The organism is Streptomyces sp. NPDC032721, from assembly GCF_055579625.1.
In genome coordinates, this window is sequence record NZ_JBVIMX010000011.1 from 216,663 (window position 1) to 230,701 (window position 14,039).

Here is a 14,039-nt window from a genome sequence, read left to right on the forward strand (position 1 = left end):
ACTCCTTTTCCGGGCCGTGTGGGTTGTTTTCGGTGTGGTGGCGAAAACAACAACCCACACCCTCCCAAAAAAAAAAAAAAAAAAACACCCCCCCCCCCCCCCCCCCCCCCCCCCCCCCCCGCTGCCCCGCCTACGGCAGCTTCCGCACCTGCGCCCCCACCGCCGTCGACCACTCGTTCCCGTACGCCGCGTCCCAGTTCGTCGACCAGGCCATCGCGCCGCGCAGCCCCGGGTACTTCTTCTTGGGCTTGAACTCGCCGCACTCGGTGCCCCGGGTCAGGCAGTTGAGGGCCTTGCCGATCACGGCCGGGTCGACGTAACCGGCGTCCTTGCTGTCCTTGTTGGTGGGGAGGCCGAGGCCCACCTGCGACGGGTCGAGGCCCCCCTCCAGCTGGATGCAGGCGAGCGCGGTGAGGAAGTCGACCGTGCCCTGCTTGTACGACTCGCCGTCGCAGCCCAGCATCGAACCGCTGTTGTAGAACTGGGTGTTGACGACGGTCAGGATGTCCTTCACGCCGAGCGCCACCTTGAAGTACTCGTCCGTCGGCTTCTGCATGTCGACGGTCTGCGGCGCCATCGTCAGGACGAGCCGCGGGCCCGCCTTCCGGTGCAGCGACTTGAGTGCCTGGATCATGAACTCGGAGCTGAATCCGTTGTTCTCCGTGTCGATGTCGACACCGTCGAAGCCGTAGACCGTCATCAGCCGGTGCACGGACGCGGCGAACCGCTCGGCCGCCGCGGCGTCCTTGACCTCCACCTTGCCGTGCTCCCCGCCGACCGAGACGATCACCATCTTCCCGGCGTCGTGCTTGGCCTTGATGTCCGCCTTGAACTGGTCGACGGTGTAGCCGCCGAGCGCCCCCGAGTTCAGCTTGAAGTCGACCTCACCGGGTTTGCCGGCCACCGCGTCCGCGAAGGAGACGGCGACGATGTCGTACGCGTCCGGCACCTCGCCCAGCTTCTGGACCTTTGCCTCGTTCTTGAAGTTCTGCCAGTAACCGGTGAGGGCGTGCGCGGGCACCTGGGGCGCTCCGGCGGGCTTGGGTCCGGTGGGCTCGGGCCCGCCGGACTTGCGTGCGTCGGGCTTGCTCGCGGCGGGACTGCTCGCGGTGGGGGTCCCGCCGCCCTCCGGCCCCGTACCGCCGCCGCCGTCCGAACACGCCCCCAGCGCACCGACCAGCAGCCCCACCGCCACCACACCGGCCGCGAACCGGGACCGGGGACGGGACCCGGACCGGGCGGGTGAGTGGGTGCGCTGCCGGAAGGTGACCACGTGCTGTCTCCAAGGAGTGATGAGCGGGTGCGGATACGGGGCTATGGATACGGGGCTACGGATATGTGGGTACGGAAATGGGGTGGTGCGGGACGGACCCCCCAAATTGGTTCGGCGCCCTCATGATGTCAAGCGGATCACTGGCGCGTTCGGGCGGAACTATGGCGTGAAACCCCCTCCCGTGAGACTCAAGCGGAACCCATGATCACAAGCGGTAGTGCCGTCGCGACATGGCGTCATCATGATCGTCGGTGTCGAAGCGGAGTGAAACCTCCTTGGTGTGGAGATCAATTCCGTTGCGAAACCTGTGAGTTGGTGTGGCGTACGGGATCCCTGGATCCTGTTCTCTACCACGTATGACGTGGTTAAAGTGCTGGTGCACCACGTGCGAGCGGACAACGGGCGGGCGACAGGCAAGAGTGGGCGTGCGACGGGGAGCGGGGACATCGACGTGCCGACAGCGATAGCCGTGACCAGCGCCGATCTGGTGCTGCGCCCGAGCGACCGGCAGACCCCCACCGCGGCCGTCCTGCAACCGCCGGACGCGCAGTCGCTGGACGCCGCGATCGCCGACATGAACGTACTCCTGGAACGGCACGGCTACGTCGTCGCCCTCTATCCGGCCTCGATCCCGGCCGCCCACGAACGCCGGATGCATGCCGTCCGCTCGGTCCTGGAGACCGACCGCATCGCGCTGCTCAAGGTGGACCTGCCGCCGCTCGGCATCGCCGTCCTGGCCCGCCAGCTCCGCCAGCTGTCCATCTGCGACTTCAGCGCGGGCGTCGTCGCCTCGGCGGCCCGGCTGCTCTCGCATTACGTGTACGCGGGTGCGCTCCTCAACACCGTCACCAAACTGGACCGCATCCCGGTCAGCCTCAAGTCGCACGCCAAGTCGTGGATGCCGGGCACCCAGTTCGCCGTACTGGCCAACCCGGAACCGCAGTTGATCAAGGTGGGCGGCGAAGAGACTCTCGGGGGACCGGAGTTCGCGACGCACCTGACCTTCGCCCGGGGGCAGCTGGCGTCCAGCTGGGTCGCCGAGACCCTCGCCCCCGGCTGGCAGGTCCAGGCAGCCGACGAGGTGGAACTCCCGGCGGGTTCGCCCGGCTGGTGGGGAACGCCGAAGATGATCGAATTCGCGGCCTTCCTGCCGGACATTTCCGTGCTTTACCAGCTGGTTTCCTCGGTACGTCGCGAACAGTGCCACTGGTGCGGAATCCAGCTGATAGGAGATCGCTGCGGATTCTGTTCCGCACCGGTGGCCCCGGCCGAGAACCAATTGCACGTGGCCGGTGTCCTGAACCGTGGGTCCACGTAACGCTCCCGCATTTCCCCGGCACCACCTGTATGGCCTGTGCGACCTGAACGACCTGTACGACCTGTACGCGCACCACCACGCTCAAAGTCCGTTGATCTGTTCCGGTTCCGACGTTCCTGATCGAGGTAGCACGCACAATGAACTCACGCCAACGCCGAGGCATCATCCTGCTGCTGCTGTCGGTCCTGTGCGCCATCGGCGCGTTCGTCGGTGTGCTCTCGGTGATCCGGGACGTGAATTCGAAGGTCGGCCCCGAGGTGACGGCATATCGCCTCAAGGGTGATGTGGCTCCCTACAAGACGCTCAGCGAAGCCCAGTTCGAGAAGATCGAAATGCCGAAGCGCTGGCTCTCGGACAATGCGATCACCGATATCTCGGAGATCCGGGGCAAGATCGCGGTCACTCAGCTGAAGGGCGGGTCGCTGCTCCAGACGGACATGCTGGTGAAGAAGCCGGAACTGGCCGCCGGTGAGCAGGAGATCGCCATCATGATCGACGCGGCGACCGGCGTCGCGGGCAAGATCACACCGGGTTCGCGGGTCAACATCTACGCGACCTTCGAGGGCAAGGAGCAGAAGGACGAGGCCCAGTCCCGCGTCATCGTCGCGGGTGCCAGGGTCCTGGACGTCGGCAAGATCACCGCTCTGGAGCCCAAGCAGGACGACCGCACCCGCAGTGTGAAGGACGCGGTCCCGATCACCTTCGCCCTGACCACCCTGGACGCCCAGCGAGTCGCCTACGCCGAATCGTTCGCCGAGCACGTGCGCCTGGCCAGGGTCGCCGACGGCAGCGACCCCAACATCACTCCCCGAGACCGCACCTACACCCTTCCCGGGGACAAGTAGTGCGCCCCGCCCAGTCGAGGACGGCCGTATGACGACTCGTATCCTCCCCGCCGTCGGCGACCCGGACGCCGCCCGCGCGATCATCACTCTCCTCAGTCAGCTCCCCGACGCCGAGCCGGCCAACCCGGCGACCGACTCGACGGCCCTCCTGGACACCCTCGCGCGCCTCGCCCAGGAATCCCTGGACGAACTGCCAGAGGTGGTACTGGTCCACGAACGCATCGGCCCGGTACCGGCGTTGGAGCTGATCCGCGAGGTGGCCCTGCGCTTCCCGGCGGTCGGCGTGGTCCTCATCTCCGCCGACGCCAGCCCCAGCCTCTTCACGGCCGCCATGGACTCGGGCGCCCGGGGGCTGGTCGGACTGCCGCTCTCCTACGAGGAGTTGGCAGTCCGCGTGCAGAACGCGGCCTCCTGGTCCACCGGTGTACGCCGACACCTGGGCGCGGGCCCGGACGTCTTCAGCGGACCCGGCGGCACGGTCGTCACCGTGACGGGCGCCAAGGGCGGCATGGGCGCCACCCTGGTCTCCGTACAACTCGCCCTGGCGGCAAAGGCGTCCGGCCGAACCGTCGCGCTCGTCGACCTCGACCTCCAGTCCGGCGACGTGGCGTCGTACCTGGACGTCCAGTTCCGCCGCTCGATCGTCGACCTGGCCGGGATCTCCGACATCTCGCCACGGGTCCTCCAGGACGCCCTCTACACCCACGCCACCGGCCTCGGCCTGCTCCTCGCCCCGGCGGAGGGCGAGCGCGGCGAGGAGGTCACCGACCGGGTGGCCCGCCAGGTCGTCAGCGCCCTGCGCAACCGCTACGAAGTGGTGATCGTCGACTGCGGCACCCAGATGAACAGCGCGAACGCCGCCGCGATCGAGATGGCCGACCAGGCGTTGCTGGTCGTCACCCCGGACGTGGTGGCGGTACGGGCGGCCAAGCGCATGGTCCGCCTCTGGGACCGGCTCCAGATCCGCAAGGCGGAAGAGACGACCACGGTGGTCAACCGCCACACCCGTAACACCGAGATCCAGCCACCCCTGGTGGAGAAGATCACCGGCACGAGGGTCGCCCGCAGCGCGGTCCCGTCCCACTACAAGGAACTCCAGTCGGCAGCCGACGCGGGCCGACTCCAGGACCTCGACAGCAGAAGCACCGTCAAGCAAGCACTCTGGGCACTCGCAGGGGAGCTGGGACTGGTGAAAACGGCGGAACCATCGGCAACGGGCGGCAGAGCGGGCCGACTGCGCGGCAACGACCGGGGATCGATCGGGCTGCGTGGCCGCAAGGAGCGGAGCAAGGGCGCGCACGGGGACCGGGGGGCGGTGACCGCCGAGTTCGCGGGGATGTTCCCGTTGATCCTCGTCGTCATGGTGATCATGTGGCAGGCCGCGGTGTGGGGCTACACCTTCTCCCTGGCGGGGAACGCGGCCGACGAGGGCGCCCGGATGGGTACGGCGGCGTACGGGGCGGGGGGCAGTGGCGTCCCCGAGTGCCAGGCGGCGGTACGCAAGCGGCTTCCGGGCAGCTGGGAGGTCAAGGAGGTCGCCTGCAACCCCGAGGGCAACCTCTTCAAGGCGAAGGTCACCCTCAAGACCCCCCTCCTCTTCCCGGGCGGACCCAACTTCGACGGCTGGGTCTCCAAGGGCGAGGCGGGCGCAGCACTGGAAGGTGGCAACTGATGTGCAACCCAGTCCGGTTACGCCTCGAATCCCTTCGTGGCCGGGACCGCGACAAGGGCGTAGCAGCCCTGGAGTTCGCGGGCTTCCTCCCGGTCCTCCTCCTCGTGGCCATGGCCGCAATCCAACTGGGAATCGTCGGCTACGCCGCCAGCCAGGCGGGCTCGGCGGCACGCGCGGCGGCGAGGGTCGAATCGCAGGAGGACACCCGGGGCCAGTGCCAGGGCGCGGGCAAGGCGGCCATGAGCGGCTGGATGGCGGGCCGCACGACCGTCGGCTGCACGGGCGGCGACATGGTCACCGCCACGGCAGTGGTCACGATCCCGGCCCTGATCCCGGTATTCGACGTAGGCACCATCACCCGCAAAGTAACCATGCCCTCCGACGACACCCCCTAGCCGCGTTACCCCGTCCCCTTGGGCGGCGGCCCCCGCCCCACCCGATACCCCGCCTCCTAGGGCGGCGGGGCCGCCCCCCCGGGGGCGGAACGGGCGGGCAAGGGGGCGGCCCCCGGCCCCGCTCGGCCCCTCGCTCCCGCCCCACCTCCGCCCCCGCCAAGAGCCACCGCCCCACCCGCAAGCCCCCGTACAACCGCCCCACCCCAAGGAGCCCTCCCCATGAGCCTGCGGCAACGAATCGCCGCCCCCGAAGAGACCTCCGGGGGCCGAGAGGACGGCCACCTCGTAGCCACCTACCGGGCCAAGCTCCTGGAAGAGATCGACCTCGCCGAGATGTCGTCCCTCGCCGCCGCCGAACGCCGGGCCCGCCTCGAACGCGTCCTCGGCCACATCATCAGCCGCGAAGGCCCGGTCCTCTCCACCTCCGAGCGCTCCCAGCTCATCCGCCGGGTAGTCGACGAAGCCCTCGGCCTGGGCGTCCTGGAACCGCTCCTGGAAGACGCCTCCATCACCGAAATCATGGTCAACGGCCCGGACTCGATCTTCGTCGAACGAGCCGGCCGCGTAGAACAACTCCCCATGCGCTTCGCCTCGAACGAGCAACTGATGCAGACCATCGAGCGCATCGTCTCCACGGTGAACCGCCGAGTGGACGAGTCCAACCCCATGGTCGACGCCCGCCTCCCCTCCGGAGAGCGCGTCAACGTCATCATCCCGCCGCTCTCCCTCACCGGCGCGACTCTCACCATCCGCCGGTTCCCCAAGGCGTACCGCCTAGACGAGCTGATCGCGCTCGGCACCCTCGACCACCAAATGCTCATGCTCCTGAGCGCCTTCGTCCGGGCCCGCTTCAACCTCATCGTCTCCGGCGGAACAGGCTCCGGGAAGACCACCCTCCTCAACGCCCTCTCCGGCCTCATCCCCGACCACGAGCGCATCATCACCGTCGAGGACGCCGCCGAACTCCAGCTCCAGCAGGCCCACGTAGTCCGTCTGGAGACGAGGCCCCCCAACGTCGAGGGCAAGGGCCAGATCACCATCCGCGACCTGGTCCGCAACTCCCTCCGCATGCGCCCCGACCGCATCATCGTCGGTGAGGTCCGAGGCGGCGAGACCCTCGACATGCTCCAGGCCATGTCCACCGGCCACGACGGCTCCCTCGCCACCGTCCACTCCAACAGTGCCCAGGACGCGCTGATGCGCCTCCAGACGCTGGGCTCCATGTCCGAGGTGGAAATCCCCTTCGAGGCGCTCAAGGACCAGATCAACAGCGCCATCGACGTGATCGTCCAGCTCAGCCGCATGGCCGACGGATCCCGCAAGATCACCGAGATCGTCATCCTCGTCTCGCACGGCCGCGAGACCTTCCAGATCGCCACGGTCTCGCGGTTCAACGCCCAGCCGATGACCCCGGACCGCCTGGTGCACGGCCAGTTCGAGCACCTCCCGCTGCCCCGCCGCATCGCGGAACGCCTCTACCTCTCCAACGAGCCGATCCCGCCCGCCTTCGGCGTCACGAACGACCCCCTTCAAGACTCCCTCTACGTGCGAGAGGCCCAGTAGGTACCCGCCCATGGTCACCCACACCACAGCAGCACCCACAGAGCTGGCAGCCGGCTTCGCCGAGCTGAGCAACCCCGCCCTCCTCACGGTCGGCGCGACGCTGCTCGGTTGCGTACTCGCCGCCATCGGCGTCCACACCTACACCTCCGGCCGCGCCGAGCGCGCCGCCCTGGAGAACCGCCTCGCGCTCACGGCTGGCACGGAGACCGGCAGGCAACGCCACTTCCGCGGCATCGACCGCCGCCTGCGCAAGACGGCCCTGGGAAGGAAGCTCCAGCTCAAGCTCTCGGCAACCGGGCTGGACGTGACTCCCGGCGAGTTCTTCGTGTACGTGGTTCTGTCCGCCGCCGCGCTCTGGCTGATCGCCACTTCCGTCCTGGCCCCGTTCTTCGGCCCGATCGCCGCCCTGGTGGCCGTCTGGGCGGCCAGCACCTTCCTCAACTGGCAGCGCCAGAAGCGCATCGAAGCCTTCATCAACCAGCTCCCAGACCTCTCCCGCATCCTCGCCAACGCGACGGCCGCGGGTCTGGCCCTCCGTACCGCACTGGGCATGGCGGCCGAAGAGCTGGAAGCCCCCGCCGGTGAGGAACTCGGTGTAGTAGCAGCTCAGTTGGCTGTCGGCCGCTCCATCGACGACGCACTCGGCGAGCTCGCCGAACGGCTCCCCTCCCGTGAGCTGGTCGTCCTCGTCACGACACTCGTCCTGTCCAACAAGGCGGGCGGCACCGTCGTCGGCTCCCTCCGCAACCTCACCGAGACCCTCGAAGAGCGCAAGGAGACCCGGCGCGAGGTCCGCACGATGCTCTCCGAGGTCAACGCGACCGCGTACACGGTCCCGCTCCTCGGCCTCGGCGCCATGATCATGCTCAACTCGATGACCCCCGGCTCCATGGAGAAGATGACCGGGAATCCCATCGGCCAGATCGTCGTCGCCGTATCCGTCGGCCTGTACGCACTCGGCTTCGTCGCGATGCGCCGCCTCGGCAAGATCGACGTCTGAGGGGCGGGGGAGGACCACCATGCCAGCACTCAACAACGGCCTCATCGGTCTCCTGCTCGCCCTCGTCGTCGGCCTCGCAGTCGCCGGGATCGCGTACGGCATCAAGATGTACCGGGCCGAGGCCAAGGTTCCCGGCGACCTCGCGGTGGCGCTGGAGGTCGGCGCCTCCCGCGTGTCGAAGACGGACTCGGCGATCGACCGGCTCGGAATGCGGTTCGCACCCGCCGTCCTGTCCGCGATGGGTCCGGCCCGGATCGACAAGAAGCGCCGGAAGATCGACATGGCGGGCAACCCGGGGGGCCTCACCCTGGACCGCTATGCGGCCAGGCGCGCGGCGTACGGCATGTTCGGCGGACTCACCGCGCTGCTCTGCTTCGTCAACGACTTGACCATCTTCGCCGTGTTCTGCCTGGCGTACGGCTGGTTCGCCGCCGACGCACTGATCTGGCAGGCCATCCGCGCCCGCAAGGAAACCATCGAGCGCACCCTCCCCGACTTCCTCGACGTCCTCGCGGTCGTCGTCAGCGCCGGCCTCGGCTTCCGCCAGGCACTCGATCGCGTCGCGGAGAAGTACGAGGGTCCGTGGGCCGATGAACTCCGCATCACGCTACGCCAGATGGACATGGGCGTCAGCCGCCGTCTGGCCTTCGAGGAACTCCGCAAGCGCAATGACTCCGAGCAGGTCTCGCAGTTCGTCACCGCGCTCCAGCAAGGCGAGGAACTCGGCGCCCCCATCGCCGACACCCTCATACAGATAGCCAACGACATGCGCCGCACCGACGCCCAGAACTCCCGGCGCCGGGCGGCGAAAGCCATCCCCAAGACCACGGTGGTCACTCTCGCCTTCATGGTCCCGGCCACGCTGCTGCTGATCGTGGCGAACATGTTCCTCGGTTCCGGTGCCGACTTCGGTTCCCTCTTCGACGGCTGATGCTGATGCCCAAACTCCACTCTCGCCTCCACGGGCGGCAGGGCCGCGTGCCGAGCCCCCTTGGGCGGCGGGGCCGCCCCCCGGGGGCGGAACGGGCGGGCAAGGGGGCGGCCCCCGACGGAGTCGTACTCCTCACCCCGCCCCACCCCGACACCGCGACTTCCGCCCCCGCCTCCGCCTTCGCCGACGACGTCCCCGCCCCCAGCCTCCCGATCCAGATCAACGCCCTCCAAGCCCTCTGCCGCCAGGTCTTCGCGTTCCGCCTGGTGATGATCGCGATCGGAGCTCCTTTCGCCCTGAGCCGCGCACAGGGCGAGTTCGGCTCCTGGCTGGTGGGAGCGGCGGTGACCGTCACCTTCGTGGGCAGCTACGCCATGCTCCGCGACTGGGAGACCTTCGCCCCGCTGCTCATCAAGTACCGCTCGCTGATGGCCGCCGACTTCGTCTTCGGTTCCGTACTGCTGCTCACGGCGTCCCCGGATTCGGCGCTCGGATACGCGACGGTGTGCACACCACTGCTCGCGGGCCTGCTGTATGGATGGCGGGGCGCGGGCATCTTCGCGGCGGTGCAGATCCTCATCCTGGCGGCGGCTTACGGAGCCTGGGCGGAGCGCCTATCGGGCCCGGCGGGAACGATCCTGATCAGCGGCTTCTGCGTCGCGGCCGGAGCAGTCGGCGTCACCCTGCGCAACCTTATGTTCCGCTTCGGCGAGGCCACCCAGGCACTCTCGGAGGCCAAGGCCCGCCTCGCGGTGACCGGTGCGGTCGGCGAGGAGCGGGCCCGCCTGGCCCGCGAGATGCACGACTCGGTCGCCAAGACCCTGCACGGCGTGGCCCTCGCCGCCGACAGCCTCGCCCAGTCCGCCGACCGCATGGACCCGCTCACGGTCAAGCACCAGGCGGGCGTGGTCGCCCGCTCGGCCCGCAAGGCGGCGGCGGAGTCCCGCGAGATCCTCTCCGACCTGCGCCGCCAGGCGGACTACGAGGGCGGAGGAGTGGATGTGACAGACGAACTCACCGCACGAGTCAGCGATTTCGCCGCGCGGTCCGGTGTCCGCGCGATCCTCCTCCCGGTGGGTGACGCCCCGGCCCCGGCGGTTCCCCATGCCGTGGCTCGCCCCTTGATGACCATCGCCACCGAGGCCATGGAGAACAGCCACCGGCACGCCCACGCAAACCAAGTCACCGTGGAACTAGGCGTATCGGACGGGTTGTTGAGACTCAGCGTCCTGGATGATGGCGCGGGGCTCCCCGCAGCCCTCAGCCTCGACGACCTCCGCAAGGCCGGGCACTTCGGCCTGGTCGGAATGGTGGAACGGGCGGCGGGAATCGGCGCCCGTATCCGGATCGGCCGTGGCAGAAGCGAAGGCGGCACGGAAGTACGCCTGGAACTCCCGCTCGCGGCCCTGCCCCCCGCCCCTCACGCAACTTCACCCGCACCCTGGCCCATGCGCCCGCCCGTACCCCTGCCCCAACCCTGACCAGCGCGTCCCCACCCCACCCCCTCCCGAGAGGAGGCCGCACCATGCCGGAAGCAAGCCGCGAGAACAGCTACACCCCGAACCCGAGCTACCATTCGGGCCCCCAGACCGTGTCGTCGACCCACGTCTCCCAGCACACCTCGTCGCACACGGACGTTCCCCGCTCGGAACACACCCCCAACGGGGTACCCGTCCCCCCTCCGGCGGCGGCATTCCCGAGCTCTCCCGCCTATCCCGACCACCCGGAAGCGTCCCAGGACCCGTTCGGCCCGCCACCCGTCCTGCGCGTGGTGGTCGCCGACGACAATCCGGTCGTACGCGCCGGCCTGACCGCGCTCCTGGGCGCCCGCGAGGACATCGAAGTGGTCGCGGAGGCCACCGACGGCCGCGAGGCCCTGTCCGCCGCAGAGCGCTGCCGCCCGGACGTGGTCCTCCTGGACGTACGCATGCCGGGCGTGGACGGCATCTCGGCACTGCCGCACCTGGTGAAGGTGGCGCCGGTGATGATGCTGACGTACAGCAGCGAGAGCGAGATCGTGCAGGAGGCGCTGCGCCTGGGCGCGGGCGGCTACGTGGTCCACGGCGAGTTCACCGCCGAACAACTGATAGGCGCGGTAAGCGACTTGAAGGCGGGCCGGGCCTACTTCACCACCTCGGCGCAGACCGCCCTGCTGGCCCACGTAAGGGCGGGCGCACAGGAGGCCGAGGCGGTACGCCCGTTGCCGGAGGGCCTGGGATCGGCCTACGCGACGGGCGTCCCGTACGGCGGGCACCGCGCGACTGCACCGGACGGCAGGCCCCGGGATTCGGAGCCACCTGTCTCAAGTTCTGAGCGATACGGGCAAACTGCTTCGCAGTCGCAACCTGTTGTGGCACATTATCCGGCGAGGCAGCAGCAGCGTACGGTCAACAGGCAGGAATTCGGACTGAGTTCGAGGGAGGTGGAGGTCATGGACCTCATTGCGGCAGGAATGAGCAACCAGCAAATCGCCGCCACCTGCTTCATCAGCGAGAAAACGGTCAAGAACCACATCAACCGCATCTTCGCAAAGCTGCACAGTGCCAGCCGGAGCGAAGCCATCGCGATGTGGATCGGGACCAGGACAGCAGGGAGCGGCAGCGGAGAACACGGCGGGGGAGGGGTGATCGGTCGTGGCTGAGCGACTGATGAGCAGGAAGAGCGCGGTCGGCACACCGGGGAGATCGTTGGCCCATAGGGCCCAACTCCCCCTTTGGGCCCGAAGTTGGGCCCACGGACCCTCTGGGCAGACCCCCCTCCGGACGTACGTTTCAGGTGTCGCAAGCGGGACCGACCGGCAGACGGGCGGAGACGCGGGTGGCGTAACTGACCTGGAAGCGTTTGGACCCGGAGGAGCACCGCATGACGAAGGCGTATATCGCGATCAACACGTGGAGCAACACGGTCGTTCGCAAAATGCGGGAGCGCCACGACCAGGGCGCGAGTGTGGTGGAGTACGCGGGTCTGGTGGTGATCATCGCGCTGATCGTGGTCGCGGTGAAGGGACTGAACCTGGACACCACGATTTCGACGGCGATCGGCAACGCGGTCACCAAGATCACCGGCGGCGGTGGCTGACAGCTCCATGCTCAAGCAGTGATCGAGGGCAGGCGTTCCCCATCTACATCATGTTGGTGGGGCTCCTGCTCTTTGTCGCGTTCGCGCTCTTTGCCTTCGCCCAGGCCGCCGCTGCTCGCAGTGGCGGCCAGTCTGCTGCCGACGCGGCTGCGTTGGCAGCCGCACAGGAGTCCCGGGACGAGCTAACCGACAACTTCATTCGCGACATCGTCAATCCCGCGATGTGGGTGGTCTGGCTGACCGGGGAAGGCCCCGTGACCGACGGTGCGGCAGGCGCGACGGCGCTCGCCAACCAGAACGACTCGAACGTAATTGCCGGGCCCAAAAAGACCCTCTCGAAGGGTTTCGCCGCCCGCTGGGTGAAGGTCGAGACGCGGTATACCTCAGGAAAGTCGGTTGTTCCTGGGACGGATAAGAAGGCCAAAGCCGATGCCACCGCAGTGATTGAGCCGCGCTGTGTCATTGGCCCGGAAAGCGACCCGACCAAATTGGTGTTCGTCCACTGCAAGGACGGCATGATTTGGACGATCGATCCGAAGAAGATCGTGCCCGGGCTACTGCCCGAACCCAAGGATCTCTTCTCCGTCCACCTGGTCAAGTAGCGAGCGAACGACGAGCAAAGGATGAGCTGTTGATGAGCATGCGGCACACCATGAAGGCCCGAAGGGCACTGACCGCTGTGGCGATCACGACTGGTTTGGCGCTTTCGGTGGTCGGATGCGGTAGTGGCGAGGATGGCAAGCAGAACACAGGAAGCTCGTCAGCTCCGACGACTAAGAAGGAACCTGACTCGAAGGCCAGCGATTCCGCCACCAAGGCACCCCCCGCGGCGGACACAGTGTTGGCCGAGGTCAAGGGCGGAAAGGGAGTAACGCTCGCCATCAACTCGGCGAAGCGAGATGCCGGTGGCTTCGTGACAGTCACGGGCAAGGTGAAGAACGACACGAATGGCTTCTGGAACCCTGCAAACTGGCGAGGCAACGAGCAGGAACTCGACAAGAACGCGGCGTCTATGGCTGGTGCGTCTCTGGTTGATCGAGCGGGCAAGAAGAAGTACTTGATTCTGCGGGACACTGACGGCCGCTGCCTTTGCACGGTGTTCGGCGGGGGCTTCCAGCCGAACGAAGAAAAGATCTTCTTCGCCCAGTTCCCCGCGCCTCCTGCTTCCGCAACCAAGGTCGACTTCCAGATCGCTGAGATGCCGCCCGCTTCTATCGAAATCTCGGAGGGGTGAGGCTGAGATGCTCTTGACTCAATCCCGAAGTCGCCCCGCTGTCCTGGCAACTACAACCCTTGCTGTCACAGCTCTGTTCCTGGCCTGCAGTATCACTCAGGCACAAGCCGAGCCCACCCCACCCCCGGGTGGCGGTCCCAGTACGCCCCCGGGTAGCACTGCCACTCAAGAACCGCCCAAAATTGACCCCAATTCGCCTGGCCTCAAGATCAGCGAAGGTGGCACCCTGGCAGCCGCCCGAGTAATCGACATCAAGTCCGTAGTTGAAGACCTCGGCGGCGAAGAACGCCGCGAAGACACCAACTCCGACGTCAAGTTCGCCCTACAGGCCGAAGTCCTCTTCCCCAAGGACAGCGCCAAGCTCAACCCCGAGGCTTCCTCCCGCATCAAGGCCATCGCCCAGGAGGCCCTGACCAACAAGGCCACCCGGATCCGCGTCTTCGGCTTCACGGACAACCTCGGCTCCTACGAGCACGGCAAGACGCTCTCGAAGAAGCGCGCGGACATGGTCCAGGTGGAGCTGAACAAGACGCTTGGCGCCAACGTCACCTTCGAGGTCCGCGGCTACAGCGAGGACTACCCGATCGCCGACAACGCCACCGAGGAAGGCCGCAAGAAGAACCGTCGGGTCGAAGTCACCTTCCCGCGCGGCGAGGCCCCCAACGCGAACTCCTCTCCGAGTACCTAAGCCCGGGCGGAGGGGAGGGGAGGGGGAAGAGCCAGGGCCCAC

General features: G+C 67.8%; 14 protein-coding genes. 13 read left to right on the forward strand and 1 reads right to left on the reverse strand.

Annotated elements, in window-relative coordinates:
- Positions 1–130 precede the first annotated feature (130 nt).
- A complete protein-coding gene (locus ACZ5PB_RS24035) occupies positions 131–1,273 on the reverse strand; it encodes a chitinase (RefSeq protein WP_468693776.1) in 1,143 nt (380 codons plus the stop codon).
- 469 nt (positions 1,274–1,742) lie between these two features.
- Between ACZ5PB_RS24035 and ACZ5PB_RS24040 the strand changes: the two genes are divergently transcribed.
- From ACZ5PB_RS24040 to ACZ5PB_RS24100, 13 genes are all read left to right on the forward strand, one after another.
- Positions 1,743–2,591, forward strand: a complete 849-nt coding sequence (locus ACZ5PB_RS24040) for a hypothetical protein (RefSeq protein WP_468693893.1) — start codon at positions 1,743–1,745, stop codon at positions 2,589–2,591.
- Between the two features lie 137 nt (positions 2,592–2,728).
- A complete protein-coding gene (gene cpaB, locus ACZ5PB_RS24045; RefSeq protein WP_468693777.1) occupies positions 2,729–3,436 on the forward strand; it encodes a Flp pilus assembly protein CpaB in 708 nt (235 codons plus the stop codon).
- Positions 3,437–3,464: 28 nt separating this feature from the next.
- Positions 3,465–5,108, forward strand: coding sequence for an AAA family ATPase (locus ACZ5PB_RS24050; protein ID WP_468693778.1), 1,644 nt, complete (start codon positions 3,465–3,467; stop codon positions 5,106–5,108).
- Positions 5,108–5,503, forward strand: a complete 396-nt coding sequence (locus ACZ5PB_RS24055; protein ID WP_468693779.1) for a TadE family protein — start codon at positions 5,108–5,110, stop codon at positions 5,501–5,503. The genes ACZ5PB_RS24050 and ACZ5PB_RS24055 overlap by 1 nt, the downstream gene beginning before the upstream one ends.
- Before the next feature lie 219 nt (positions 5,504–5,722).
- Positions 5,723–7,066 carry a CpaF family protein gene (locus ACZ5PB_RS24060; protein ID WP_468693780.1) on the forward strand — a complete coding sequence of 448 codons (1,344 nt, stop codon included), beginning with the start codon at positions 5,723–5,725 and terminating at the stop codon, positions 7,064–7,066.
- 64 nt (positions 7,067–7,130) lie between these two features.
- On the forward strand, positions 7,131–8,066 hold the full coding sequence (locus ACZ5PB_RS24065) for a type II secretion system F family protein (RefSeq protein WP_468693894.1): 936 nt from the start codon (positions 7,131–7,133) through the stop codon (positions 8,064–8,066).
- Positions 8,067–8,085: 19 nt separating this feature from the next.
- Positions 8,086–8,997: a DUF5936 domain-containing protein gene (locus tag ACZ5PB_RS24070; protein ID WP_468693781.1), complete on the forward strand. Its 912-nt coding sequence runs from the start codon at positions 8,086–8,088 to the stop codon at positions 8,995–8,997.
- Between the two features lie 47 nt (positions 8,998–9,044).
- Entirely contained in the window at positions 9,045–10,478 is a 1,434-nt protein-coding gene (locus ACZ5PB_RS24075) for a sensor histidine kinase (protein ID WP_468693782.1), read from the forward strand.
- 44 nt (positions 10,479–10,522) lie between these two features.
- Positions 10,523–11,638, forward strand: a complete 1,116-nt coding sequence (locus tag ACZ5PB_RS24080; RefSeq protein ID WP_468693783.1) for a response regulator — start codon at positions 10,523–10,525, stop codon at positions 11,636–11,638.
- Between the two features lie 221 nt (positions 11,639–11,859).
- Positions 11,860–12,075, forward strand: coding sequence for a hypothetical protein (locus tag ACZ5PB_RS24085; RefSeq protein ID WP_468693784.1), 216 nt, complete (start codon positions 11,860–11,862; stop codon positions 12,073–12,075).
- Positions 12,072–12,677, forward strand: coding sequence for a pilus assembly protein TadG-related protein (locus ACZ5PB_RS24090; protein WP_468693895.1), 606 nt, complete (start codon positions 12,072–12,074; stop codon positions 12,675–12,677). The genes ACZ5PB_RS24085 and ACZ5PB_RS24090 overlap by 4 nt, the downstream gene beginning before the upstream one ends.
- A gap of 32 nt (positions 12,678–12,709) precedes the next feature.
- Entirely contained in the window at positions 12,710–13,309 is a 600-nt protein-coding gene (locus tag ACZ5PB_RS24095; RefSeq protein ID WP_468693785.1) for a hypothetical protein, read from the forward strand.
- A gap of 7 nt (positions 13,310–13,316) precedes the next feature.
- The gene (locus ACZ5PB_RS24100) at positions 13,317–13,997 is read left to right on the forward strand and encodes an OmpA family protein (RefSeq protein WP_468693786.1); all 681 of its coding nucleotides are present in this window, start codon (positions 13,317–13,319) and stop codon (positions 13,995–13,997) included.
- The last annotated feature ends 42 nt before the right edge of the window (positions 13,998–14,039 follow it).

Coding starts and splice junctions, on each gene's coding strand:
- cpaB (WP_468693777.1), top strand. CDS start 2,729: ATGAACTCACGCCAACGCCGAGGCATCATCCTGCTGCTGCTGTCGGTC.
- ACZ5PB_RS24050 (WP_468693778.1), top strand. CDS start 3,465: ATGACGACTCGTATCCTCCCCGCCGTCGGCGACCCGGACGCCGCCCGC.
- ACZ5PB_RS24055 (WP_468693779.1), top strand. CDS start 5,108: ATGTGCAACCCAGTCCGGTTACGCCTCGAATCCCTTCGTGGCCGGGAC.
- ACZ5PB_RS24060 (WP_468693780.1), top strand. CDS start 5,723: ATGAGCCTGCGGCAACGAATCGCCGCCCCCGAAGAGACCTCCGGGGGC.
- ACZ5PB_RS24070 (WP_468693781.1), top strand. CDS start 8,086: ATGCCAGCACTCAACAACGGCCTCATCGGTCTCCTGCTCGCCCTCGTC.
- ACZ5PB_RS24080 (WP_468693783.1), top strand. CDS start 10,523: ATGCCGGAAGCAAGCCGCGAGAACAGCTACACCCCGAACCCGAGCTAC.
- ACZ5PB_RS24085 (WP_468693784.1), top strand. CDS start 11,860: ATGACGAAGGCGTATATCGCGATCAACACGTGGAGCAACACGGTCGTT.
- ACZ5PB_RS24095 (WP_468693785.1), top strand. CDS start 12,710: ATGAGCATGCGGCACACCATGAAGGCCCGAAGGGCACTGACCGCTGTG.
- ACZ5PB_RS24100 (WP_468693786.1), top strand. CDS start 13,317: ATGCTCTTGACTCAATCCCGAAGTCGCCCCGCTGTCCTGGCAACTACA.